General features: G+C 63.4%; 22 protein-coding genes and 1 tRNA gene. 14 read left to right on the top strand and 9 right to left on the bottom strand.

The annotated features are described in order from the left end of the window. The first annotated feature begins 40 nt into the window (after positions 1–40). From GCN78_RS10015 to GCN78_RS09990, 6 genes are all read left to right on the top strand, one after another. Positions 41–1,099, top strand: a complete 1,059-nt coding sequence (locus GCN78_RS10015) for a branched-chain amino acid ABC transporter permease (RefSeq protein WP_100428692.1) — start codon at positions 41–43, stop codon at positions 1,097–1,099. A 58-nt stretch (positions 1,100–1,157) separates the two neighbouring features. Then, positions 1,158–2,477 carry an ABC transporter substrate-binding protein gene (locus tag GCN78_RS10010; RefSeq protein WP_099665905.1) on the top strand — a complete coding sequence of 440 codons (1,320 nt, stop codon included), beginning with the start codon at positions 1,158–1,160 and terminating at the stop codon, positions 2,475–2,477. Positions 2,478–2,603: 126 nt separating this feature from the next. Further along, positions 2,604–3,443 carry an ABC transporter ATP-binding protein gene (locus tag GCN78_RS10005; RefSeq protein ID WP_070218968.1) on the top strand — a complete coding sequence of 280 codons (840 nt, stop codon included), beginning with the start codon at positions 2,604–2,606 and terminating at the stop codon, positions 3,441–3,443. Between the two features lie 16 nt (positions 3,444–3,459). Then, complete coding sequence (locus tag GCN78_RS10000) at positions 3,460–3,819, top strand: MmcQ/YjbR family DNA-binding protein (protein ID WP_152251576.1); 360 nt, start codon at positions 3,460–3,462, stop codon at positions 3,817–3,819. Continuing rightward, complete coding sequence (locus GCN78_RS09995; protein ID WP_152251575.1) at positions 3,816–5,072, top strand: phenylacetate--CoA ligase family protein; 1,257 nt, start codon at positions 3,816–3,818, stop codon at positions 5,070–5,072. The genes GCN78_RS10000 and GCN78_RS09995 overlap by 4 nt, the downstream gene beginning before the upstream one ends. Before the next feature lie 63 nt (positions 5,073–5,135). Further along, entirely contained in the window at positions 5,136–5,717 is a 582-nt protein-coding gene (locus GCN78_RS09990; protein ID WP_152251574.1) for a hypoxanthine-guanine phosphoribosyltransferase, read from the top strand. 106 nt (positions 5,718–5,823) lie between these two features. Here the strand turns inward: GCN78_RS09990 and GCN78_RS09985 are convergent, their stop codons facing one another. From GCN78_RS09985 to GCN78_RS09975, 3 genes are all read right to left on the bottom strand, one after another. Further along, entirely contained in the window at positions 5,824–6,777 is a 954-nt protein-coding gene (locus tag GCN78_RS09985; protein WP_152251573.1) for an NAD(P)H-dependent flavin oxidoreductase, read from the bottom strand. A 98-nt stretch (positions 6,778–6,875) separates the two neighbouring features. Beyond that, the gene (locus GCN78_RS09980) at positions 6,876–7,799 is read right to left on the bottom strand and encodes an MBL fold metallo-hydrolase (protein WP_152251572.1); all 924 of its coding nucleotides are present in this window, start codon (positions 7,797–7,799) and stop codon (positions 6,876–6,878) included. An 8-nt stretch (positions 7,800–7,807) separates the two neighbouring features. Then, positions 7,808–8,035, bottom strand: coding sequence for a DUF1289 domain-containing protein (locus GCN78_RS09975; protein WP_152251571.1), 228 nt, complete (start codon positions 8,033–8,035; stop codon positions 7,808–7,810). Between the two features lie 278 nt (positions 8,036–8,313). On the opposite strand from GCN78_RS09975, the gene GCN78_RS09970 reads away from it, so the two are divergent. Continuing rightward, a complete protein-coding gene (locus tag GCN78_RS09970) occupies positions 8,314–8,727 on the top strand; it encodes a CopG family transcriptional regulator (RefSeq protein ID WP_034783786.1) in 414 nt (137 codons plus the stop codon). Positions 8,728–8,781: 54 nt separating this feature from the next. Then, the gene (locus GCN78_RS09965) at positions 8,782–10,059 is read left to right on the top strand and encodes an extracellular catalytic domain type 1 short-chain-length polyhydroxyalkanoate depolymerase (protein WP_226939557.1); all 1,278 of its coding nucleotides are present in this window, start codon (positions 8,782–8,784) and stop codon (positions 10,057–10,059) included. On the opposite strand, the gene GCN78_RS09960 is transcribed toward GCN78_RS09965, so the two are convergent. From GCN78_RS09960 to GCN78_RS09950, 3 genes are all read right to left on the bottom strand, one after another. Further along, entirely contained in the window at positions 10,052–11,203 is a 1,152-nt protein-coding gene (locus GCN78_RS09960; RefSeq protein WP_152251570.1) for a response regulator, read from the bottom strand. The genes GCN78_RS09965 and GCN78_RS09960 overlap by 8 nt on opposite strands. A 31-nt stretch (positions 11,204–11,234) precedes the next feature. Further along, positions 11,235–14,291: a response regulator gene (locus GCN78_RS09955; RefSeq protein WP_152251569.1), complete on the bottom strand. Its 3,057-nt coding sequence runs from the start codon at positions 14,289–14,291 to the stop codon at positions 11,235–11,237. Positions 14,292–14,386: 95 nt separating this feature from the next. Then, positions 14,387–14,584 carry a cysteine-rich CWC family protein gene (locus GCN78_RS09950; RefSeq protein WP_152251568.1) on the bottom strand — a complete coding sequence of 66 codons (198 nt, stop codon included), beginning with the start codon at positions 14,582–14,584 and terminating at the stop codon, positions 14,387–14,389. A gap of 231 nt (positions 14,585–14,815) precedes the next feature. On the opposite strand from GCN78_RS09950, the gene argB reads away from it, so the two are divergent. Both argB and GCN78_RS09940 read left to right on the top strand, forming a co-directional pair. Beyond that, positions 14,816–15,709, top strand: coding sequence for an acetylglutamate kinase (gene argB, locus GCN78_RS09945; RefSeq protein ID WP_152251658.1), 894 nt, complete (start codon positions 14,816–14,818; stop codon positions 15,707–15,709). Between the two features lie 65 nt (positions 15,710–15,774). Beyond that, positions 15,775–15,849, top strand: a tRNA-Thr gene (locus GCN78_RS09940). A gap of 252 nt (positions 15,850–16,101) precedes the next feature. On the opposite strand, the gene GCN78_RS09935 is transcribed toward GCN78_RS09940, so the two are convergent. Beyond that, positions 16,102–16,971 carry a TraB/GumN family protein gene (locus GCN78_RS09935; protein WP_226939556.1) on the bottom strand — a complete coding sequence of 290 codons (870 nt, stop codon included), beginning with the start codon at positions 16,969–16,971 and terminating at the stop codon, positions 16,102–16,104. A 90-nt stretch (positions 16,972–17,061) separates the two neighbouring features. Here GCN78_RS09935 and GCN78_RS09930 point away from each other — a divergent pair, with 90 nt between their 5' ends. The 3 genes from GCN78_RS09930 (at position 17,062) to pabB (ending at position 20,334) form a co-directional block, all read left to right on the top strand. Next, entirely contained in the window at positions 17,062–17,796 is a 735-nt protein-coding gene (locus tag GCN78_RS09930; protein ID WP_152251566.1) for a pyrimidine 5'-nucleotidase, read from the top strand. Positions 17,797–17,898: 102 nt separating this feature from the next. Further along, entirely contained in the window at positions 17,899–18,474 is a 576-nt protein-coding gene (gene slmA / locus GCN78_RS09925) for a nucleoid occlusion factor SlmA (protein WP_099665918.1), read from the top strand. 21 nt (positions 18,475–18,495) lie between these two features. Further along, positions 18,496–20,334 carry an aminodeoxychorismate synthase component I gene (gene pabB / locus GCN78_RS09920; RefSeq protein WP_152251565.1) on the top strand — a complete coding sequence of 613 codons (1,839 nt, stop codon included), beginning with the start codon at positions 18,496–18,498 and terminating at the stop codon, positions 20,332–20,334. Here the strand turns inward: pabB and GCN78_RS09915 are convergent. Both GCN78_RS09915 and GCN78_RS09910 read right to left on the bottom strand, forming a co-directional pair. After that, positions 20,327–20,689 (bottom strand): DUF1428 domain-containing protein, encoded by a 363-nt coding sequence (locus GCN78_RS09915; RefSeq protein ID WP_152251564.1) that lies wholly within the window; start codon positions 20,687–20,689, stop codon positions 20,327–20,329. The two genes, pabB and GCN78_RS09915, sit on opposite strands and share 8 nt — an antisense overlap. Positions 20,690–20,804: 115 nt before the next feature. Next, positions 20,805–21,392, bottom strand: coding sequence for a glutathione peroxidase (locus GCN78_RS09910; RefSeq protein ID WP_152251563.1), 588 nt, complete (start codon positions 21,390–21,392; stop codon positions 20,805–20,807). A 175-nt stretch (positions 21,393–21,567) separates the two neighbouring features. On the opposite strand from GCN78_RS09910, the gene GCN78_RS09905 reads away from it, so the two are divergent. Next, positions 21,568–22,701 (top strand): extracellular catalytic domain type 2 short-chain-length polyhydroxyalkanoate depolymerase, encoded by a 1,134-nt coding sequence (locus GCN78_RS09905; RefSeq protein ID WP_152251562.1) that lies wholly within the window; start codon positions 21,568–21,570, stop codon positions 22,699–22,701. Position 22,702 lies beyond the last annotated feature (1 nt).

The following is a 22,702-nucleotide window of genomic DNA, read 5'->3' as shown; positions in this document are numbered from 1 at the left end:
AACCCGGCAACAGCCAAAACAGCGAGCAAAGGACCACCCCATGATTTACCGTGAAGCAGGACAATTCAAGACCAGCTACCAGGCTGACAACCAGATTTTCCCGATCCGGCAAGACCGCCTGGCGCTGACGGCCACGCTGCTCGTCGCCGTCTTCCTCCTGCCGTATGTCGCCTCGCCCTACATGCTGTCGGCGATCCTGATCCCGTTCCTGATCTTCGCCCTGGCGGCGCTGGGCCTGAACATCCTGACCGGTTACGCGGGCCAGCTGTCGCTGGGCACGGCCGCCTTCATGGCCGTGGGCGCGTTCGCCTCGTATAACTTCATGGCGCGCCTGCCGGGCTTGCCGCTGCTCGTGTCGTTCATCCTGGGCGGCCTGTGTGCGGCCATGGTGGGCATCGCCTTCGGCCTGCCCTCCCTGCGCATCCGCGGCTTCTACCTGGCCGCCTCCACCCTGGCGACGCAGTTCTTCGTCGTCTGGTGCCTGACCAAGATCCCGTACCTGACCAATTACAGCTCCTCGGGCGTGATCACGGTGCAAAAGATGACCATTCTCGGCTACCAGTTCGACACGCCGCAAAGCAAATACCTGCTGGTACTGGCGATTGTCGCCGGCATGGCGCTGCTGGCCAAGAACATGATCCGCTCGAACGTGGGCCGCTCGTGGATGGCCGTGCGCGACATGGACATGGCGGCCGAAGTGATCGGTTTCAGGCTGATGCGCACCAAGCTGCTGGCGTTTGCCGTCAGCTCGTTCTACTGTGGCGTGGCCGGCGCCCTGTATGCGTATGCCTACCTGGGCACGGTGGAGCCGGAAGCGTACAACCTGGACCTGTCCTTCCGCATCCTGTTCATGATCATCATCGGCGGCGTCGGTTCGATCCTCGGCTCCTTCCTGGGCGCGGCCTTCATCGTGCTGCTGCCCGTCTTCCTGAACACCATCGCGCATGGCCTGGCATTGCCAACCAGCGTGGCCTCGAACCTGGAACTGATGGTGTTCGGTGCGCTGATCATCTTCTTCCTGATCGTCGAGCCGCACGGCCTGGCCAGGCTGTGGCAGATCGCGAAAGAAAAGTTGAGACTCTGGCCCTTCCCCCATTAAGTTTTTGCAGTCGATGTCGGTTCACTTGAATACCAAATAAAACAAGAGGAGACACACAATGAAACACATCAAATCGCTCATGCTGGCCGCCGCCATCGCCAGTGCCGCACTCACCATGGCCGGCAGCGCCCAGGCGCAGGACAAGGAACAGTACATCGCCCTGCCGTCCTACCGCGTGGGTCCCTACGCGGCCGGCGGCTCCGGTTTCTACGGCGGCATCATCGATTACTTCAACCTGGTCAACCAGGCCGGTGGCGTCAATGGCGTGAAAATCAGCTGGGAAGAATGCGAAACCGAATACAACCCGTCGCGCGGCGTCGAGTGCTATGAACGCCTGAAAACCAAGCAGGGCGGCGCGACGCTGGTCGAAACCCTGTCCACGGGCGTCGCCTACGGCATCCTGGACCGCGTGGCGCAAGACAAGATCCCCATGACGATGATCGGCTACGGCCGCTCGGACGCCGCCAACGGCAAGGTCTTCCCGTACGTGTATCCGCTGATCTCCAGCTACTGGAGCCAGGCCGCCGCCATGATCAAATACCTGGGCGACAAGGATGGCGGCATGGACAAGCTGAAAGGGAAAAAAATCGTCCACCTGTACCACGATTCGGCCTTCGGCAAGGAGCCGCTGCCCGTGCTTGAAGCGCTGTCGAAACAGTACGGCTTCGAACTGGTGAAAATTCCCGTCGCGCCGCCCGGCAGCGAACAGCAATCGCAATGGCTGCAAATCCGCCAGGCCAAGCCGGATCACGTGATCCTGTGGGGCTGGGGCGTGATGAACTCCGTCGCCATCAAGACGGCGCAGCGCAACGGCTTCCCGCGCGACAAAATGCTGGGCGTCTGGTGGGCCGGCTCCGAGGAAGACACGATTCCATCGGGCGATGCGGCCAAGGGTTACACGGCGATGACGTTCAATACGCCGGGCAATTACCCCGTGCTCGACGACATCCGCAAGAAACTCTACGCCTCCGGCAAGGGCAACCTGTCCGACCAGTCGCGCATCGGCTCCGTCTACCACATGCGCGGCGTGACGGCCGGCATCCTGTGGGTGGAGGCGATCCGCACGGCGCAGGAAAAATTCGGCAAGGGCAAGCCGATCACGGGCGAACAGATGCGCTGGGGCCTGGAAAACCTGAACGTCGACGATGCGCGCCAGAAGGCCGTGGGCGCGCTGGGCATGTTCCCCACCGTGAAAACCAGCTGCGACGACCATGAAGGCTCGGGCGCCGTGAAAGTGCAGCAGTGGGATGGCAAGAAGTGGACCGCCATCACGCCGAAATGGATCGTCGGCGACAAGGCCCTGGTGCGCAAACTCGTCGAGGAATCCTCGAACAAGTACGCGGAAGAGAAGAAGATCACGCCGGCGTGCATGAAGTAAGCGGCTCTCAAAGTGGTGTCGGATTACGCGCGTTGCGCTAATCCGACCTACCTCGATACGACGTAGGTCGGATTAGCCGAAGGCGTAATCCGACAAGCACCAACATCACATGAAAACGAAGCAGCCATGACACCCACTGCCACGCAAACACCAGACACCGCGCCGCCGCCCTACCTGTCGGTGAACAATATCGAAGTCATCTACGACCACGTGATCCTGGTCCTGAAGGGCGTGTCGCTGCAAGTGCCGCAAGGCAAGATCGTGGCGCTCCTGGGCGCCAACGGCGCCGGCAAGTCGACCACCCTGAAAACCATCTCGACCCTGCTGCGCGGCGAACGGGGCGACGTCACCAAGGGCGAAGTCCAGTTCAAGGGCGAGCGCGTGGATCAATTGACGCCGAATGAGCTGGTCAAGCGGGGCCTGTCGCAAGTGATGGAAGGCCGCCACTGTTTCGGCCACCTCACCATCGAGGAAAACCTCTTGACGGGCGCCTACACGCGCAGCCTGTCGCGCGGCGAGCTGAAAGATGCGCTGGACAAGGTGTATCACTACTTTCCTCGCCTGAAAACGCGGCGCAGCAGCCAGGCCGGCTATACCTCGGGCGGCGAACAGCAGATGTGCGCCATCGGCCGCGCGCTGATGGCCAAGCCGTCGATGATTCTGCTGGACGAGCCGTCGATGGGCATCGCGCCGCAGATCGTCGAAGAAATCTTCGGCATCGTCAAGGACCTGAACCACAAGGAAAACGTGTCGTTCCTGCTGGCCGAGCAGAACACCAACGTGGCGCTGCGCTACGCCGACTTCGGCTACATCCTGGAAAACGGCCGCGTCGTGATGGAAGGGCAGGCCCAGGAACTGGCCAGCAACGAAGACGTCAAGGAGTTTTATCTGGGCGTCTCCAGCGCCGGGCGCAAGAGCTTCCGCGACATGAAGTTCTACCGCCGCCGCAAGCGCTGGCTGGCCTGACAAGGGAGCTGCCGTCATGGATCTGGAACGGGCGAAGCAAGTGTGCCGCGGTTTTCCCGGCGCAACCGAAGACATCAAGTGGGGCGACGTGCTGGCGTTCTGCGTCGGCGGCAAGATGTTCGCCCTGTGCGGCGCGGAAGCGCACAGCACGCGCGGCATGAGCTTCAAGGTCGATGCGGAACGCTTCCTGGAATTGACGGACCGTCCCGGCTTTCGCCCGGCGCCCTACCTGGCGCGTGCCAAATGGGTGCTGGTCGCCAGTCCCGACGCCCTCGACGACGACGAAATGGCCGCCCTGCTGCACCGCTCATACAGCCTGATTTTTGCGGGGCTGACGAAAAAAATGCAACGTGACATTGGAGAATCCGCAACATGACCGATACGCTCGACAGTCTGGAAGCACGCGCCCCCGAAGCGCGTGAACGCGAATTGATGGCCGGCCTGCCGCAGCTGATCGCGCGCGCGCAACAGGCGCCGGGCTGGGCCCGCATCCTCGATGGCGTCAACGCGGCCGACGTCACCAGCCGCGCCGCGCTGGCGCAGCTGCCCGTGACGCGCAAGTCCGACCTCAAGCAATTGCAGCACGACGCCCTGCCGTTCGGCGGCTTGAACACGACGCCGAAGAACGCCCTGTCGCGCGTGTTCGTCTCGCCCGGCCCCATCTTCGATCCGGAAGGCCGCGGTCCCGACTGGTGGCGCTTCGCGCGCCCGATGTACGCGGCCGGCGTGCGCGCCGGCGGCTTGCTCCAGAACTGCTTTTCGTACCACTTCACGCCGGCCGCCTTCATGGTCGAAGGCGGCGCCGCGCGCATCGGCTGCACCGTCATCCCGGCCGGCATCGGCCAGACGGAAATGCAGGTGCAGGCGATGATGGATCTGAAGCCGGACACGTATATCGGCACGCCGTCATTTCTGAAACTGATCATCGAAAAGGCGCGCGAAATGGGCGCCGACATCAGCAGCGTCACCAGGGCCGTGATGGGCGCGGAAGCCTTGCCTGAATCCTTGCGCAGCTGGTTTGCCGAGAATGGCGTGCCGCACGTGTTCCAGACGTATGCCTCGGCCGATATCGGCAGCATCGCCTATGAAACGGCCAGCGATGGCAAGCTCAATCCGGGCATGGTCGTCGACGAAAACGTGCTGCTCGAGATCGTCCATCCGGGCAGCGGCATTCCCGTCGCGCCGGGCGAAGTGGGCGAAGTCGTCGTCACCGTCTTCAATGCCGACTATCCGCTGATCCGCTTTGCCACGGGCGACCTGTCGGCCGTGCTGATGGACGCGCCGCAGTCGCCGTGCGGGCGCACGAATACGCGCATCAGAGGCTGGATGGGGCGCGCGGATCAAACCACCAAGGTGCGCGCCATGTTCGTGCATCCGTCGCAGGTGCACGAGATCGCGCGCCGCCATCCGCACATCAGGAAGGCGCGGCTGGTGGTGTCCGGGCGCATGGCCAACGACGAGATGACTTTGCATTGCGAAGTCGATGATCCGCTTGACGCCAGCGGCGTGGAATCCATCATCGGTTCGATCCGCGAATTGACCAAGCTGCGGGGAGAAGTGGTGCTGGTGGCCGTGGGCAGCCTGGCGCAGGACGGCAAGGTCATCGACGACACGCGCGATTACAAATAAGGCCGATTTGCGGGATAATACCGGCATTGACCATCAGCCCCATTCATCGCCATGCAAGAGTCCATGCAAGAATTTCATCACAACCGTGCCCGTGACCTGATCAAGAACGCGGAACTGCTGTTCGACCAAGATACCGTGCAGGCGTCGATCACGCGCATGGCCGATGTGCTCAACACGCGCTTCAACGCCGAAGACTCGAAAGAGTTCCCGCTGGTGCTGGGCGTGATGGGCGGCGCCGTCGTGTTTACGGGCAGCCTGCTGCCGCAACTGAGCTTTCCGCTCGAATTCGACTACATCCATGTGAGCCGCTACGGCGACGACGACAAGGGTGGCGAAGTGGTGTGGAAAGTCATCCCCCGCTCGAACGTGGCGGGCCGCACCGTCATCGTGCTCGACGATATTCTCGACGAAGGCGAAACCCTGGCGCACGTGAAACAGCGCCTGCTGGACATGGGCGCCGCGGAAGTGATCCTGGCCGTGTTTGCCGACAAGGCCATCGGCAAGAAGAAACCTGTGCAGGCGGACATCGTCGGCCTGGTGATCCCGAACCGCTTCGTCGTCGGCTTCGGCATGGATGCGTATGGCTACTGGCGCAACCTGCCAGGGCTGTGGGCCATCAAGCCCGAGGATTTGAAGCAGGAGTGATTGTGGTGTTGTCGGATTACGCGCTGCGCGCTAATCCGACCTACCAGTGCCCGGTGGCGTAGGTCGGATTAGGCCAAAGGCCGTAATCCGACAACGACCACCAGCGTTACAGCTTCAACCGCGCGCGCGCCGCATCGTATTCGGCCTTCAGGCGCGCCACCATCTCTTCCACGCTCGGCACGTCATCCATCAAGCCCACGCCCTGGCCCGCGCCCCAGATGTCGCGCCAGGCCTTGGCGCTGCCGGAGCCGAAATTCATCGCGCTCTTGTCCGCTTCGGGCAAGGCTTCCGGATCGAGTCCGGCCGCGACGATCGATTTTTTCAGGTAATTGCCGTGCACGCCCGTAAACAAATTCGTGTAGACGATGTCCGCCGCGCTGGAGTCGACGATGGCGTCGCGGTAGCCGTCGCTGACGTTCGATTCCTTGGTCGCCAGCCAGCGCGAGCCGATGTAGGCAAAGTCCGCGCCCATCGCTTGCGCGGCCAGCACGGCGTCGCCCGTGGCGATGGAACCCGACAGCGCCAGCGGGCCGTCGAAGAATTTGCGCACTTCGCCCACCAGCGCGAACGGCGACAGGGTGCCCGCGTGGCCGCCGGCGCCGCTGGCCACCAGGATCAAGCCATCGACACCCGCTTCCAGCGCCTTTTTCGCGTGACGGATCGAAATCACGTCATGCAGCACGATGCCGCCATAGCTGTGGATGGCGTCGAGCATTTCCTTGGGCGGCGCGCGCAGCGAGGAAATGATGATGGGGATCTGGTGTTTCACGCACACGGCCACGTCATGCGCGAGGCGGTCGTTCGACTGGTGCACGATCTGGTTGACGGCGATCGGTCCCACTTTTTTATCGGGATTGGCGGCCTGGAAGGCGGCCAGTTCGGCCTGCAAGTCCGTCAGCCACGTGTCAAGCAATTCGGCGGGACGCGCGTTCAGGGCCGGGAAGGAACCGACGATGCCGGCCTTGCACTGCGCCGCGACGAGGGCCGGGCCGCTGGCGATGAACATCGGCGAAGCGATAACGGGTAAGGAGAGGTTTTGCAACGCAACAGGCAATGCCATGGCGGACTCGCTGGAAAGTTGATCGGGATGAGAAACACACTGAGGTTGATTATAGTTCAGAAAAAGTACGATCGTGCTGAATTTATCGCGGGCGTGTTTCAGCCATCGTTAAGTAAGTACTCACCCTCGACCCTTGCCGCCGTGGCCCTCACCAATTGCGACACGGCCCACTCGGCCAACGCGGCCGCCTCCTGGCGCAGGAAGCGCCGGTTGGCCTCTTCGAAGACGGGCATGCCGCGCAGCAGGGCCGGGATCTCGGCCAGGGCGATGCGCTGGCGCTCCAGCAGCAAAAATTTCAGCAGCACCTTCACCGCGTTCTGCGCGTTGCGCACGGGGTCGGATGCCAGGTAATCGAGACGCGAATACGCGAGCTGCAGGGCGCCGGCGACGTCCGTGAACGGCCGTCCGTGGCCAGGGATCACCACGCGCACGTCCAGGCCGGCGATCAGGTCCAGCGTGGCGCGCGCCTCCAGAAAGCCGGAGCCGCCATCGAGTTCCGGGAAGATCACGCCGAAGCCGTTTTCCCACAGGGCGTCGGCGGAGATCAGGATGCCCTCGTCGGCGCAGTAAAAAATCAGCGAGTGCGGATCGTGGCCCGGCGCGCCCAGCGCCTGCCAGCGCATGTCGGCCAACGTCAACGTGTCGCCGGGCGAGACGGTGGTGTCAAAGCCGAAGCGCGGACATTGCTGGCCCGTGGCCTGGAAACTGAGGGCGTCCACGTCCCAGGTTCGCACCTTGTCCGCTTCCGACACGGGAATGGCCGTATGGCAGCCGTATTCGGCTTGCAGCAGCGCGTTGCCGCCGCAATGGTCGGAGTGCAGGTGCGTATTGAACAGGCGCTCCAGCGGCCGGCCCGCCAGGCTGTGGCGCAGCAAGGCCAGCGTTTGCGGCGCATGCGTGACATAACCGCTGTCGATCAGGGCCGTGTCACCCCTGCCCTGGAACAGGATGTTGTTCGACGAGAGCCAGCCACGTTCGAACACCTGCATGGCATCGGGGAACAGCGCTGGCGATCGCGGCATGGGCTTCCTCAGTAATCGGGCTCGAAATCGAGCAGGGATACACGTCCTGGCAATTCGGCCCACACGGCGCGCTTGAAGTCGTCATCGGCCTTGCTCCAGGCGATGATCTCGTCAAGCGTGCGCAGGCAGCCTTCGCACAAGCCGCTGTTGCGGTTCATCTTGCACAGGCTGACACAGGGCGACGGCACCGGTGAGGGCAAGGGGAGCGGAACGGCTAGCGTGGTATCGACCATCATGGAGCGGCATCGGTGTTTGTACAGGCTTGCATTATGCCGCGAAACGGCGCCGGCGCGTCGATCGAACCACCATGCAATGTTTCTTTAAATACATTCTCCGGCGAAAAGCATGCTGAAAAAGCATCGGCCGCCGATTTATTTTCTGCCGCGTTTTCACTCTGCGGGTGCCCGTCCTACAACACGATCAGGCCAGATCCTGCTTGACTTGAGATATTTCACAACTATACTACCATCCATACAGATGGCAATTGGATGCCACGTGGAGTTTTTGGAGAGATATGGCCAAGCAAGACAGCAAGCCCAAAATTGGGGAATCCGAAAAGATCACGATCAACCTCGGCTTGATCGACCTGGGGCAGATCGATCTGCTGGTCCAGGAGGGATTTTATTCCAACCGCACGGATCTGATCCGTACGGCCATACGCAACCAGCTGGGTATCCACGCCGACGTGGTGAAACAAACCGTCGCCCGCAAAAGCCTGGTATTGGGCATGCAGCATTATTCGCGCGCCGACCTGGAAGCGATCCAGGCAGCCGGCCAGCGCCTGCAGATACAGGTGCTGGGACTGGCCAGCATCGCCAGCGACGTCTCCGTGGAACTGGCACTGGCCACCATCGAGTCGATTTTCGTATTAGGTGCCCTGCACGCCAGCACCGTCGTCAAGACGGCGCTCGCAGGGCGAATTCACTAGCGTATTGGTTCGCGGCGATGACCCGGCCGATGCGCGGCACCGTTAAGGATGGTCATGAAACTACCTCTCAACATGTTGGCGCACATGCGCGCCGCAACCCGCAATCTGATGGGCGGCAGTCCCGCCGCCGCCACCGAAGCGATCCAGAAGGCGCTGTCCGCCGCCGGCCTGGCGCCGCAGGCTACGGCCACGCAAGCGCCGCCAGCGCAGACCATGCGCGACATCAATCCGCCACCGGCGGCAGCGCCCGCGCAGGCCCGCGCCGAACAGCCGCAAGCTGCCGCCGCGCCGGAAACGCCGGCCGCACCGCCCACGCCCGCGCAGGCGGCGCAGGACTTCGCGCAGGATTTCATGGCGCGCCTGGGCGTGCCCGCCGGCCTGGGCCAGCACAGCTTCGACATGCCCAGCTTCGAGCTGCCGAATTTCCACCCGCCCGGCTTCAACGCGCCGGCCGCCACGCCGGCGGACATCCCCGCTGGCGCGCAGTTCATCGACGGCGTGTACCGCAACCATGCGGGCACGCGCTCCTACAAACTGTATATCCCCAGCAGCTATCATGGCCAGGCCATGCCGCTGATCGTGATGCTGCACGGCTGTACGCAAAATCCCGATGATTTCGCCGCCGGCACGCAAATGAATACGCTGGCCGAAGAAAAGGAGTGTTTTGTCGTCTACCCGGCGCAGACGCAAGGCGCCAACAGTTCGCGCTGCTGGAACTGGTTCAACGCCATCGACCAGCAGCGCGACCAGGGCGAACCGTCGCTGATCGCCGGCATCGCCCGGCAAGTCATCGACGAGTATCCGGTCAATGAACGCGAAGTGTTCGTCGCCGGCCTGTCGGCGGGCGGCGCCATGGCCGTCATCGTCGGTACCCTGTACCCCGACCTGTTCGCCGCCGTCGGCGTGCATTCGGGCCTGCCGTTCGCCTCGGCGCAGGACTTGCCGTCGGCGCTGGCCGCCATGAAAGGCGGCGCCATGCCCAATGCCCAGCGCAAGGCGCCCGAGGGCGGCGTGCCCATCATCGTTTTCCACGGCGACCGCGACACCACCGTCAACCCGCGCAACGGCGATGAACTGATCGCCCAGGGCGTGCGCAGCCAGGCTGGCGGCAAGGCGGCCAGGGCCGCTTCCATCGACGGCAGCGTGCCGAATGGCCACCGCTACACGCGCACCACGCACAGCCAGGCGGATGGCTCGCCGCTGGGCGAACACTGGGTCATCCACGGCGCCGGCCACGCCTGGTCCGGCGGCAGCGGCAGCGGCAGCTATACGGATGGCAAGGGGCCTGACGCCAGCCGAGAGATGCTGCGCTTCTTCAAGACTGTCAGCTGATGTTTTCGGCGAACGGCGCGATCTGCCGCTGCTTGTCGGCGATCTCGCACACGCCGTCGGCATAGCGGTTGGAGATGGCGATGAACTGGTCCTGGATTTCCAGGAAGGCGTCGACGATCTCGGCGTCGAAGTGCGAACCGCGCCCTTCGACGATGATCCGCACGGCCTGCGCATGGTCCATGCCCTGCTTGTAGATGCGCCGGCTGATCAGGGCGTCATACACGTCGGCCAGCGCCATCAGGCGCGCCGAAATCGGGATGGCGTCGCCGGCCAGGCCTTGCGGGTAACCGCTGCCATCCCATTTTTCATGGTGGCTGTAGGCGATCTCCTTGGCGTACTTGAGGAAATCGACTTCGATGCCCAGCTCGTGCTCGGCCGCCAGGATGGCGTCGCGTCCCAGGGTGGTGTGCGTCTTCATGATGGCCATTTCGTGCGGCTCGAAACGTCCCGGCTTGAGCAGGATATGGTCGGGAATGCCCACCTTGCCGATATCGTGCAGCGGCGCCGTCTTGAACAGCAGTTCGATATTCTTGTCCGTCAAAAAATCGTGGAAACGCGGCAGGCCGCGCACTTTCTCGGCCAGCGCCTTCAGATAATGCGAGGTGCGGCGGATATGGTTGCCCGTCTCGCTGTCGCGCGTCTCGGCCAGCGAGGCCATGGCGTGGATCGTGACGTCCTGCAGCGCCGCCACTTCCTGCACGCGGCGCTCCACTTCCGTTTCCAGGTAATGATTCTGGTCGCGCAAAAAATCCTGCATCTGCTTCATCGCCAGCTGCGTCTTGATGCGCGCCAGCACGATGGGCGCCGAAATCGGCTTGGTGATGTAATCGACGGCGCCCAGGGCCAGGCCCAGCTGCTCGTCGGCCACTTCGCTCATGGCGGTGACAAAAATCACGGGGATGCCGGCCGTGGCGGGATCGGCCTTCAGCGCGCGGCACACATCGTAGCCGCTCATGCCCGGCATCATGATGTCGAGCAGGATCAGGTCGGGCTGGTCGCTGCCGGCGGCGATCTTCAGGGCGCGTTCGCCATTGACGGCGATCTTGGTGCGGTAATCGTCTTCCAGCACCGCGCGCAGCAAGTCGATATTGTCTGGCGTGTCATCGACCACCAGGATGGTTGGCTTGCTTGCGGGCGCTCTCATGCCCGTCCTTCGCTCTGCATAGTTATCCTTGTCACAGTGTCAGCTCCAGCGCATCGGCCACCTCGCCCAGCTGCGCCAGCGCCCCTTCGAAATCGTATTGTCCCAGCATGCGCTTCAACTGGCGCGCGTGTTCCGCCTGCCCCGCCGCGACCAGCACGGGGCCGATGCCGTCCAGGTGCTTGACAGCCTGCGCGTCGTCCTGCTGCAGCAGCTGCGACAATTCGCGCAAGCCCGCTTCCAGGCGCGCCCGGTCCACCGGCGCCACGTGCGCCTGCGCCGCGCCGCCCGCCTCGGCCACATGGCCGCGCGACTGCATGGCCAGCACGATCTTCGGCACCAGCTCGTCGAGCGCCAGCGTGCAGGCGGCCAATGCCTGCGGCAAGCCGTCGTGCGAACCCAGGCTGAGCAAGTGCTCGACCCGCGCGGCGCTGTCGGCCAGGCCCCCGGCGCCGATATTGCCGGCCAGGCCCTTCAGCGTATGCGCTTCGCGGATCGCCGTCTCGAGCTGGTTGTTCTCGATGGCGGCGACGATGCGCTGCATGGCATCGAACTGGGTTTCCACGAAACGGTCCAGCAATTTTCGCATCAAAGCGGCATTGCCGCCCACGCGGCGCATGGCTTCCGCCATTTTCAGGCCGGCGATCACGGGCAGCTCCGCCTCCGGCTGCGCCGCCACCGCCGTCATTGCCTGCGGCGTGGCCGGCGCGATCCAGCGCGCCAAGGTACCGAACAGCTGCGCCACGTCGATCGGCTTGGCGATGAAATCGTTCATGCCGGCGTCCAGGCATTTTTCCTTGTCGCCCACCATGGCATTGGCCGTCATGGCGATCACGGGCAAATTTGAATAGCGGGGATCCTGGCGCAGCTTGCGCGTCGCCTGGTAGCCATCCATCACCGGCATCTGGCAATCCATCAGCACGCCGTCATAGGCGTTGTCCTCGATCTTCGCCAGCGCGATGGCGCCATTGCTGGCGATGTCGACGCGGATGCCGGCATCGTTGAGAATATGCTGCGCCACTTCCTGGTTCACCTCATTATCCTCCACCAGCAGCAGCCAGGCGCCGCGCAGGGCGCGCTCGTCGTCGCGGTAGCTGCTCTGGCGCTGCGTCTTGCGGCTCTGCCCCGTCACGCCGCCAAACACGAACGCTATCTGGTCGAGCAGGGTCGAGGCGCTGACGGGCTTGTTCAATACGCCGTCGAGCGGCAAGTCGCGCTGGCGCGCCGCCTCCAGCAGCGCTTCGCGGTGGAAGGCCGTGACCATGATGCAGGCCGGCGTCGCATCGATGCCGGCGGCGTCGGCGCGGATGCCGGCCAGGGCATCGAGGCCGTTCATGCCCGGCATTTTCCAATCCATCAGCACCAGCCCGTACGGGCGTCCCTCGGCGCGCGCCTGCGCCACGGCGCCGATGGCCAGCACGCCGCCAAACACGGCGCGCGCCTCGAAACCGAGCGCCGTCAGCATGCTGACGAAGATTTCACGCGCGCTGGGGTTGTCGTCGACCACCAGCACGCGCAGGCCCTGGAATTGCTGCTGATGCTGCAATTGCGGCAGGCTATCGCGCGGTACGGCGGCCAGGCCGAAGCGGGCCGTGAAGAAAAAGGTGCTGCCCACGCCCGCTTCGCTGACCAGATCGATTTCGCCTTCCATCATTTCCACCAGGCGCTTGCTGATGGTCAGTCCCAGGCCCGTGCCGCCATGGTGCCGCGTGGTGGAGGTGTCGGCCTGGGTGAATGCCTGGAACAATTTGCTGCGCTGGGGCGGCGTCAGGCCGATGCCCGTGTCGCGCACGTCCACGCGCAGCACTGCCGCATGTTCTTCCAGTTGCTGCAGGCGGATGGTGACGACGATCTCGCCCTTGTCCGTGAACTTGATCGCGTTGTTGGTCAGGTTGATCAGCACCTGGCCCAGGCGCAGCGGATCGCCCTGCAGTGCGTTCGGCACGTCGGGCGCGATGTCGAACAGCAGTTCGAGCCCCTTGTCCTGGGCACGCATCACGGACAGGTCGGCGATCTGCGCCAGCACGTCCTCGAGGAAGAAATCGACTTTTTCAAAGGCCATCTTGCCCGCCTCGATTTTCGAGAAATCGAGGATGTCGTCAATGATGGCCAACAGGTTCTTCGAAGCCGATTCCACCTTTTCCAGGTAGTTGCGCTGGGTCGACGTGAGTTCCGTCTGCAGCGCCAGGTGGGTCATGCCAATGATGCCGTTCATCGGCGTGCGGATTTCGTGCGACATATTGGCCAGGAAGTCCGACTTCATCTTGGTCGCATCCTCGGCCACTTCGACGGCATGGCGCAGATCCTGCTCGACGGCCAGGCTGGTGCTCATGTCCTTGAGCGCCTGCAGCAATTCGCCCGTCTCGTCGCGCGACGTCACTTCGATGACGGAACTGAGGTCGCCATTGGCCACGCGCGTGGCGATCGCCACCGCCTCGCCCAGCGGCCGCGTGATCGAGCGCGCCGACCAGGCAAAGGCGATGCCCGTCAGCAGCGCCGCCAGGCCGATGCCGCCCATCAGCAGCAGCGAGGTATCGATGTCGTTGCGTATCCTGGCCGCGCTGTCGCGGATCAGCTGCTGCTGCAAGTCGTCGAGCTGGCCCACGTACAGCAGCACTTTTTCCAGCACCGGCAAGGTCTGCGTCTGCATGGCCTGTTCGGCACGGCCATCCTCGCCGCGCTCGACCAGTTCGAACATCGTCTTGAGCGACACATAGTACTCGGCGCGTGCCAGGTGCATCTGTTCCAGCAGGCGCCGTTCCTCGGGCCGCGCATCGAGACCATCGAGGATGCGCACCTGCTCGTCGATGCCCTGCTTGATCGCTTCCAGGCGCGCCTGGTTCGCCTGGCGCAGCGCCGACTCGTGCTGGCTTGGCAGGTTGACGATGCGCGTGGCCGCCTCGCGCGCCAGCCCGTGGATCTTGCTGGTGGCCTTGGCGGCGACCCAGTCGCGCTGCAGAATATCGTCGGTCTCGGCGCGGATGGCATAGATGCGGCTACCCGCCAGGACGATGACGACCAGCATCAGCACGATCAGAATGGCATAACCGGCATTGATGCGCACGCCGATGCGGATATCCCTGAAGCGCATAACTTTCCTATAAGAAATTCTTAAAAATCGCAGTCTGAACGTATTCCCCTACAAAATGCAAGGTCTTTTGCAAAGGAAAAAGCGCGCCGATGCGCTTATTTGGCTGGCGTTGCCGCCGCAGGGGTCAAGGCGGCGATGTGCTCTTGCAGGCAGGCCGGGCACCAGCAGCCCGCGGCGGCGCTACCGGGCACGGGAACGGCCGGCGGCAGGGCGATGCACCAGCAAGGTTCCGTGGCGTCCGGATCGAGCTGGCCACACTGGAAGGTGGCGCCGCACAGGCTGCATACGCTCATGGCTGTGTTTGAATTGGCAAGTGTGTGTCCTGCCGCGCCGGGAGGCGACGCAGATGTAACGGGCAGTAAAAGGGCTGGCTGGGGGACATATCGGGCCAGACTATAGGATCATCAGGGAAAATACAACAAGATCGCCCTATAATGCCTCCAAGATTTTCTTCTTCCCTGTAAAATCCCACAAATCTATTTTCCGGACTCGCCATGAATCAACTAGCTAACTTGAACCTGGACATGAATGACGACTTGACGGCGGTGTCGCCACAAATCAAGGCGCAGATTCTGGCCGAGGCCCTGCCCTACATCCGCAATTTCCATGGCAAGACCATCGTCATCAAGTACGGTGGCAATGCCATGACGGACGAACGCCTGAAGCACGGCTTCGCGCGCGACGTCATCCTGCTCAAGCTGGTCGGCATGAACCCTGTCGTGGTGCACGGCGGCGGACCGCAGATCGACAACGCGCTGAAAAAAATCGGCAAGCAAGGCACCTTCGTGCAAGGCATGCGCATCACCGACGAAGAAACCATGGAAGTGGTGGAGTGGGTGCTGGGCGGCGAAGTGCAGCAGGATATCGTCATGCTGATCAACCATTACGGCGGCCAGGCCGTGGGCCTGACGGGCAAGGACGGCGGCTTGATCCGCGCGCGCAAGATGCAGATGCCGGACCGCGAACATCCGGGCGAATTCCTCGACATCGGCTTTGTCGGCGAGATCGACGCGATCAACCCGGCCGTCGTCAAGGCGCTGCAGGACGACGCCTTCATTCCCATCATCTCGCCGATCGGTTTCGGCCAGGATGGCCAGGCCTACAACATCAACGCCGACGTGGTAGCCGGCAAGATCGCGGAAATCCTGAAAGCGGAAAAGCTGATCATGATGACCAACATCGCCGGCGTCCAGGACAAGCAGGGCAAGCTGGTGACCGACCTGTCGGCGCGTGAAATCGACGAGATGTTCGCCGACGGCACGATCTCGGGCGGCATGCTGCCGAAGATCTCGTCCGCGCTCGACGCGGCCAAGTCGGGCGTGAACACCGTGCACATCATCGATGGCCGCATCGAACACTCATTATTGCTGGAAGTGTTGACCGAGCAGGCTTTTGGTACTATGATCCGTTCGCACTAAAAAAATCGCAATGCATCACAGCGAGTAGTTTGGCGGCGCAGATCACCTGGCGCCGCTTTTAATTTGCCCTTGTAGCTCAGTGGTAGAGCACTCCCTTGGTAAGGGAGAGGCCACGTGTTCGATCCACGTCAAGGGCACCATCGATTTATCCCCGTATCTGAAAAATGTCCATGGCCGCGTTGCCTCGCCTCGCCGTACATGCGTACTGTCTTCGGCTCGACGCCTTGCCCTGAACACTTTTCATCTACTCTGCCGTCATCTCCCCATAGTAAAAATGTCCATGGCGGCGTTGTCCTTCCTCGCCGACCATGCGTACTGTCTTCGTCAGTCCGCCTTGCCCTGAACACTTTTCCATCTGCTCTGCTAGCTGTAGCCCGCGCCTACTCCACGGTTCAATACACCCGCTCTACCTTCAAACCTTTCTTGCGCAGCAGATCGGGTACGCTCTTTGCTCCCACCAGATGCAGCACGCCGATGGCGGCCAGGCTGGATTTTTCGCGCGCCAGCAGTTTGGCGATGCCGTCGGCCAGGGCCGGGTTGCGGCCGTCGAGCAGCACTGTTTGCACGAACTGCGCGGCGAACGAGGGGTCTTGCGCGGCCTTTGCCGCCAGCTTGTCGAAGGCGGCCGCGTCGGCCGTGCGCCAGGCGTTGGCGATCTCGCGCGCTTCCTGGCTTTGCTCCTGGTCTTCGATCGACGCCACGCCGTCTTCCAGGAAGCGGCATTGGTCGGCCGGCGACATCGCGCCAAACAGCGCCATCTGGCCTTCCATTGACTCGAGTTCCACCACGGGGATCTTGCGCGCCTTGGCCTGCTGCGACAGATAATTATCGACCGCCAGATCCGAGCGGTAGCCCAGGGTGGAAAATTCGCCGATGGCCAGCATGCTGGCCAGCATCCACGGCTTCATCGGCGCCACCGCTTCGGGCGCTATACCGTATTTTTGCAACAATGGCGCCAGGCGCGGGGCCAGGGTCTGGCGGCAATCAAGCGGCACTTGGCTGCCCGGCGCCTCCATGCCGTATTTCAGCACGGCGCCCAGGGCTGCGCGCGGATCGGCGCCCGGATCGATCTCCAGCGCCAGCGCCCCGGCGCCTTCCAAGGCCAGCGTCACCGTCGGCTCGAGCGGATAAAAATCGGGCGCGCCGACGTGGATGGTGCCGAACAAATACAGGGTGTGACTGGCGTCCTGCACCTTGAACAGGGCGCCCCGGTTTTGCGCCACGGGCGGCGCGTCGGCGAAGGCCGCCTGCAACGGCAGCAAGAATAATCCGCAAAACATCACTATAATCTGGCGTCGCATGGTTTTCCTGATTGTTGAATTTCTCATCTTCTCTCGTTAGCAAAGACTCCTGTGCCTGTGTCCCATCTTAACCGCTCGTCGCCGGTCTGGCTGTTTGACCTAGACAACACGCTGCACAATGCCTCGCACGCCATCTTCCCCACCATCACGGCCAATATGAACACCTATATTGCCCGCGTGCTGGGCGACGGCGTGACGCCGGCCGACGACGCCATCGTCAATGCGGCGCGCGCGGCCTACTGGCGCCGCTATGGCGCCACCTTGCTGGGCATGGTCAAGCACCACCAGGTGCAGGCCGCGCACTTCCTCCACGAGACGCACGCGTTCGACGATTTGCGCGCCATGATACGCGCCGAACGGGGGCTGGGGGCTTTACTCAAACGCCTGCCTGGCCGTAAAATTTTACTCACCAACGCACCGCTGCGCTATTCGAGCGACGTGATGCGCCACCTGGGCTTGCGCCGGCATTTTTCGCAGCATATCTCCATCGAGGCGATGCATGTGCACCGCCAGCTGCGGCCCAAGCCATCGACCCTGATGCTGCGCAAACTGATGCGCAAGCACCAGATCCGCCCTGGCCGCTGCATCCTGGTGGAAGACACCCTGGCCAACCTGAAGGGGGCGAAAAAACTGGGCCTGCGTACGGCCTGGGTCACGCAATACCTGAAAATGGCCGATCCGATCGGCGTGGCGAAATTGCCCAAGGCGTTAAATCGCCCCGCTTACGTCGATGTCAAAGTAAAATCTGTCCGGCATTTGGCACGCCGCCTTCACCGTCTGCGTTGAAGGGGACTCCTGAGCTTCCGGTTGACGCCGGAGGCCGCACCGCTAGCGGCGGTGACGGAACTTCCCATCAAGGCAGCATTTTTTTTAACGACAAGAGAAAATATGGCAAGCACACCGCCGGGCCAACGCAGGCTACAAATTCTTCAGGCCCTCGCCGCAATGCTGGAGCAGCCGAAAGGCGAAAAGATCACCACTGCCGCACTGGCGGCCAGACTGGCCGTGTCGGAAGCGGCCCTGTACCGCCATTTCGCCAGCAAGGCGCAAATGTTCGAAGGACTGATCGAATTCATCGAGTCGAGCGTCTTCGGCCTGATCAACCAGATCGCGGAAAAGCACAGCGACGGCATGACGCAGACGCGCGACATCGTCGGCATGCTGCTCAATTTCGCCATCAGCAATCCGGGCATGACGCGCGTGCTGATCGGCGACGCCCTGGTCAATGAGGACGAGCGCCTGCAAGTGCGCATGAACCAGTTCTACGACCGCGTGGAACTGGCGCTCAAGCAGGCCTTGCGCGTGGCCGCCGCCGAAGGCCATGGCAAGGAAAGCGAAGTGGCGGCGCGCGCCACGCTGATCGTCGGCTTCGTCATCGGACGCTGGCACCGCTACGCCAAGAGCGGCTTCAAGATCAATCCGTCCCAGGAAGCGGCGCTGCAAATCGCCATGCTGCTGGGGTAAATCACCGCCGCGGCTGTCCCCATGCATACCGACTGTTTCGCCCTGCTCGACGACGCCAGCACCCCGGGCGCCGGTTCGCGCCTGTACACGGGCCTGGCGGCGGTCTTGCGGTGCACCGAGGGTCAGGCCTGGCCCGCCTTGCTGGAAGGCCTGCAAGCGGCCTTGCAACGCGGCCAGTACGCCGTCAGCGTGTGCAGCTACGAGCTGGGGGCGCATTTGCTGGCCATGCCGCCGCGCGCGGCAGGCATCGACGCGCCGCCGCTGGCGCAAGTGCTCGTCTTCGACCATTGCACGCAGCTGTCGCAGGACGAGGTGGCGCGCTGGCTGGACGCGCGCGTCCGCGCCGACGCCGCGCCGGCCGGCGTGGCCGGGATCCGCGCCAACGTCGACCAGGCGCAATTCACGCAGGCGCTGCAGCGCATCCACGACTACATCGTGGCCGGCGACACCTATCAAGTCAACTACACCTATCGCTTGCGCTTCGACGCCTTCGGTTCGCCCCTGGCCCTGTATGCGCGGCTGCGCGCGCGCCAGCCCGTGCCGTATGGCGCGCTGGTGCTGCTGCCCGATGGGGGCGCCCTGCTGTCGCTGTCGCCGGAACTGTTCGTGCGCCATGCGCAAGGAGAGCTGATGGCGCGTCCCATGAAAGGCACGGCGCCGGCCGCCCCGCCTGAGCAAATGGAAGAAAACGCGCGCCGCGCCGCCGCCCTGGCCCATGATCCGAAAAACCGCGCGGAAAACCTGATGATCGTCGACCTGCTGCGCAACGACATCGGCCGCATCGCCGTCACGGGCTCCGTCAAGGTGCCGGCCCTGTTCGAGGTGACGCGTTACAGCAGCGTGCTGCAAATGACCTCCACCGTGCAGGCGCGTTTGCGCGAGGATGCCAGCCTGGCCGATATCTTCCAGGCCTTGTACCCGTGCGGCTCGATCACGGGCGCGCCGAAACGGCGCACCATGGAAATCATCGCCGAACTGGAAGAGGCGCCGCGCGGCATCTACACGGGCGCCATCGGCTGGTTCGATCCACCAGCCGCCGGCGCTGTCCATGCGGTGGGCGACTTCTGCATGTCCGTGCCGATCCGCACCCTGGCCCTGCTGCCGGCTGGCCCTGGCGGCATCCGGCGCGGCGAAATGGGCGTGGGCGCCGGCATCGTCCTCGACAGCGACCCGCAGGAGGAATTTGCGGAATGCCAGCTCAAGGCCCGCTTCCTGACGGGTCTGACGAATGACTTCGAACTGTTCGAAACCCTGCACGCCAGCCGTGCCGGCGGCTGCCGCCAGCAGGAACGCCACCTGGCGCGCCTGGCCGCTTCCTGCGCCTACTTCGGTTTTGCCTGGGATGCGGACGCCGCGCGCGCCGCGCTGCAGGCGGCTTGCGCCGCACGCCCCGACGATGCGCCCTTCCGTCTGCGCCTGGCGCTGCGCCAGGATGGCCGGTTCACGACGCAAAGCGGTGCGCTCACCGCCTTGCCGGACACGGTCACCATCCTGCTGGCGCCCGACGCCACCGTGGCGGACGACCTGTTCCTGCGCCACAAGAGCAGCGTGCGCGCGCGCTACGACGCGGCCTGGCGTGAGGCCGAGGCGCAAGGCGGTTTCGACATGCTGTTTTTTAACGAACGGGGCGAACTGACGGAGGGTGGGCGCAGCAATGTCTTCGTCCGGCTCGATGGCCGCTGGCAAACGCCACCCCTGTCCTGCGGCCTACTGCCCGGCGTGCAGCGCGCGGCCATGCTGGCCGATCCCGCCTGGGATGCGCAGGAAACCATCATCACGCGCGCCATGCTGGCGCGGGCCGAGGCGATCGTCGTGTGCAATGCGCTGCGCGGGGCGTTACTGGCAAAGCTGGTTATTTGATATCAATTTGCATTTCATAACCGCCGTAGATCATCCGCTTGCCATCGAACGGCAGCTTGGCCGGGTCCATCATCTCGGCCAGGCGCGGGTCTTTCATGACCTTGTCGTTGATTTCATCGCGCCTGGCGCGCGACTCGTAGACGATCCAGGAAAACACCACCACTTCGCCATCCTGCAAGTCCACCGCCTGCGGGAACGACGTCAGCTTGCCCGGCTTGACATCGTCGCCCACGCATTCGCGAAATTCCAGCGCGCCATATTCGCGCCAGATGGCGCCGCAGGTGCGCGACATGGCCAGGTAGGCATCGAGCTTGGCTTTCGGTACGGGCACCACAAATCCATCGACATACGCCATGATGTTCTCCTTGGTTGTGACAAACGCGAACAACCAGCTTAGGACAATGATGGCAAGACGACAAGCGCGGCATTAAAAAAAAACAGGCGTTCCAGCCTGCCTGGGTGCCGGCAACTTACATCGCCAGCGCCTTTTCCACCGCGCCAACGAGTTTCTTGTCGTCCGGCGTCACCTTGCTGGGGAAGCTTTCCACCACTTTGCCGTGGCGGTCGATCAGGTATTTATGGAAATTCCACGCCGGTGTCTTGCCCGTCTGCTTGATCAGGTCCACGTACAGCGGATTCGGTGCGGGGCCGGACACCACCGATTTGGCAAACATGGGGAACTTCACGCCATAGGTGTTGTAGCAGAAATCGGCGATTTCCTTGCTGTTGCCGGGTTCCTGCTTGCCGAAGTCGTTCGACGGGAAGCCCAGCACCACCAGGCCCTTGCTGCCGTACTTGGCGTACAGCGCCTCGAGCCCTTCATATTGATTGGTAAAACCGCAATAACTGGCCGTATTCACCACCAGCACGACCTTGCCCGCGTACTGGCACAGGTTTTGCGGCGCTTCATCCTGCAGGCGGTTGAAGGTCTGCTTGAGGATGGCGGGACAGGCGGCCGGCGCCGTGGCGGCGGTGTCGGCGGCATGGGCCGGCATGGCCAGGCTGGCGCCGGCGGCAAGGGTGGTGAGCGCAAACAGCTGGGCAAGGGTCTTGGACATGAGGGGCACCATGGTTGAACGGAAAAAAACCATTCTATGTCAAACGCCGCGCACGCGCATGCGGGCCACAACAACAGCGAATGCTTGACCGGCATCAAGAACGGTGCAGTACTTGCCCAGCGCACAGTTTTTTTACCTATGCTCGGCCTTCCTGCCCTTGCCTTATGGAGTTGCCATGCCCTTCCCTTACCTGACCGCACTACCCACCGCCCTGCTGGCCGCCAGCTTCGTCGCCCTGGCGCCAAGCGGCGCGCACGCCGCCACGACGGCCAAGGCCGTCAAAGCCGCCAAGCCCGTCGCGACCAGGGACGCCGCCGCCCTGCCCGGCTACCAGGCTGACCTGAGCCAGACCACCGTGTCCGGCCTGTCCTCGGGCGGCTTCATGGCGGCGCAATTTGCCGTCGCCTATTCGGCCACCGTGGCCGGCGCCGGCATCATCGCTGGCGGCCCGTATTTCTGCTCGGGCCAGCCGGGCCGCTTCCCCTACATTCCCTACCTGACGAATGCCCTGACCACCTGCATGAATCCGGGCAGCGCGCAGGTGGCGCCGCCCGTCGCCAGCGAATTGCTGCGCGCGGCGAACGATTTTGCGCGCGCGCGCCTCATCGACGACACGGCCAACCTGAAACGCCAGCGCGTGTATCTGTTCAGCGGAACGAAAGACCAGACCGTGACGCGGCCGGTGGTGGAACAGGTGGGAAAATTCTATCAACTGGCGGGCACGCCGGCGGAGCAGATCCGCTTCGTCGACACGGTCGGCGCGGGCCATGCCATCATCACCGACAACAACCAGGACAAGGCCTGCGACGTGACGGCGTCGCCCTTCATCAACGACTGCGACTTCGTGCAGGCGCGCGACATCCTGCAGCACCTGTACCCGGACCTGCAGCCTTCGTCGACCACCCTGACGGGCAAGCTGATCGCCTTCAACCAGCGCAGCTTCATCCAGAACGCCTACTCCAGCATGAACAATACGGGCTACGCCTACATCCCGAAAGCCTGCGACAGCGAGAGCTGCCGCGTGCACGTGGTGTTCCACGGCTGCCTGCAAACGACGCAAGCGATCGGCGACCGCTTCTATACCAGCACCGGCTACAACCAGGTGGCGGACGCCAACAAGATCATCGTGCTGTATCCGCAGGCCGAACCGAGCGCCGTCTACCCGTACAACCCGAAAGGCTGCTGGGATTTCTGGGGCTACACCAGCCTCAATCCGATCGACCCGGATTTCTACCGCAAGAGCGGCACGCAAATGGAAGCGGTCAAAGGCATGCTCGACCGCCTCGCCGCGCGCCGCGGCTCACGCTAGG

It is taken from the genome of Janthinobacterium rivuli (assembly GCF_009208735.1).
In the GTDB taxonomy this organism is placed as follows: Bacteria; Pseudomonadota; Gammaproteobacteria; order Burkholderiales; family Burkholderiaceae_D; genus Janthinobacterium.
This window is presented reverse-complemented; position numbering and strand designations above follow the sequence as displayed.

Coding starts and splice junctions, on each gene's coding strand:
- GCN78_RS10015 (WP_100428692.1), top strand. CDS start 41: ATGATTTACCGTGAAGCAGGACAATTCAAGACCAGCTACCAGGCTGAC.
- GCN78_RS10010 (WP_099665905.1), top strand. CDS start 1,158: ATGAAACACATCAAATCGCTCATGCTGGCCGCCGCCATCGCCAGTGCC.
- GCN78_RS10005 (WP_070218968.1), top strand. CDS start 2,604: ATGACACCCACTGCCACGCAAACACCAGACACCGCGCCGCCGCCCTAC.
- GCN78_RS10000 (WP_152251576.1), top strand. CDS start 3,460: ATGGATCTGGAACGGGCGAAGCAAGTGTGCCGCGGTTTTCCCGGCGCA.
- GCN78_RS09995 (WP_152251575.1), top strand. CDS start 3,816: ATGACCGATACGCTCGACAGTCTGGAAGCACGCGCCCCCGAAGCGCGT.
- GCN78_RS09990 (WP_152251574.1), top strand. CDS start 5,136: ATGCAAGAATTTCATCACAACCGTGCCCGTGACCTGATCAAGAACGCG.
- GCN78_RS09985 (WP_152251573.1), bottom strand. CDS start 6,777: ATGGCATTGCCTGTTGCGTTGCAAAACCTCTCCTTACCCGTTATCGCT.
- GCN78_RS09980 (WP_152251572.1), bottom strand. CDS start 7,799: ATGCCGCGATCGCCAGCGCTGTTCCCCGATGCCATGCAGGTGTTCGAA.
- GCN78_RS09975 (WP_152251571.1), bottom strand. CDS start 8,035: ATGATGGTCGATACCACGCTAGCCGTTCCGCTCCCCTTGCCCTCACCG.
- GCN78_RS09970 (WP_034783786.1), top strand. CDS start 8,314: ATGGCCAAGCAAGACAGCAAGCCCAAAATTGGGGAATCCGAAAAGATC.
- GCN78_RS09965 (WP_226939557.1), top strand. CDS start 8,782: ATGAAACTACCTCTCAACATGTTGGCGCACATGCGCGCCGCAACCCGC.
- GCN78_RS09960 (WP_152251570.1), bottom strand. CDS start 11,203: ATGAGAGCGCCCGCAAGCAAGCCAACCATCCTGGTGGTCGATGACACG.
- GCN78_RS09955 (WP_152251569.1), bottom strand. CDS start 14,291: ATGCGCTTCAGGGATATCCGCATCGGCGTGCGCATCAATGCCGGTTAT.
- GCN78_RS09950 (WP_152251568.1), bottom strand. CDS start 14,584: ATGAGCGTATGCAGCCTGTGCGGCGCCACCTTCCAGTGTGGCCAGCTC.
- argB (WP_152251658.1), top strand. CDS start 14,816: ATGAATGACGACTTGACGGCGGTGTCGCCACAAATCAAGGCGCAGATT.
- slmA (WP_099665918.1), top strand. CDS start 17,899: ATGGCAAGCACACCGCCGGGCCAACGCAGGCTACAAATTCTTCAGGCC.
- pabB (WP_152251565.1), top strand. CDS start 18,496: ATGCATACCGACTGTTTCGCCCTGCTCGACGACGCCAGCACCCCGGGC.
- GCN78_RS09915 (WP_152251564.1), bottom strand. CDS start 20,689: ATGGCGTATGTCGATGGATTTGTGGTGCCCGTACCGAAAGCCAAGCTC.
- GCN78_RS09910 (WP_152251563.1), bottom strand. CDS start 21,392: ATGTCCAAGACCCTTGCCCAGCTGTTTGCGCTCACCACCCTTGCCGCC.
- GCN78_RS09905 (WP_152251562.1), top strand. CDS start 21,568: ATGCCCTTCCCTTACCTGACCGCACTACCCACCGCCCTGCTGGCCGCC.